2 protein-coding genes are annotated in these 537 nt (G+C 66.1%); both read right to left on the reverse strand.

Annotation, left to right across the window (positions count from 1 at the left end):
- A partial coding sequence (locus D0B32_RS32775; RefSeq protein WP_220444934.1) for a hypothetical protein occupies positions 1 to 213 on the reverse strand: 213 nt, incomplete at its 3' end.
- 73 nt (positions 214 to 286) lie between these two features.
- Positions 287 to 537 (reverse strand): RHS repeat domain-containing protein (locus D0B32_RS11950; protein WP_259294983.1); only part of this gene is annotated, 251 nt, incomplete at its 5' end.

The following is a 537-nucleotide window of genomic DNA, read 5'->3' on the forward strand; positions in this document are numbered from 1 at the left end:
CATGCCGCCAAAGTCCGCCGCCGCGGCCTTCAGTGGACAGGTGGGATCGGCCGGGTAGGCACCCGCCTTCGCGTACTTCGAGTCGCAGTCAATCTGGGCATGCGCGCGGGGCGCAACGAACCACGAGAGCAGAACGAACAGCAGCAGCAGGACGGCCCGCTGCACGGGCTGCCGGCGCGGGCCGGCCGGGAAGGTGATGGGCATGATGTGCATGGGGAAATCGACGGAGATAACGGCAACGAAAAGCGGCAACAAATAGCGGCAAACAGAGGCGGCAAGCGGCGCGTCAACGCCCCGCGCTCTGGTCCACGTTGAGATCAGCAGCGACACGCGAATCAGCAAGCGGCGGCGAAGCCGAAGAGTCGGCACGAGGCGAGGAAACACGTGCATCGCGGCGGATCGCCGTGATGTTGCCGGCCGCGTCGTAGTCGTAGTAAGCGATGTTGCCCGCCACGCTCACCGAGACCAGACGACCGAGCGCGTCGTAGCCGTAGGTGATGTCGTCAGCATGGGAGAGCGGGCTGAGCAGCAGCGCGC

Source organism: Paraburkholderia sp. DHOC27, from assembly GCF_003429005.1.
Lineage (GTDB): Bacteria > Pseudomonadota > Gammaproteobacteria > Burkholderiales > Burkholderiaceae > Paraburkholderia.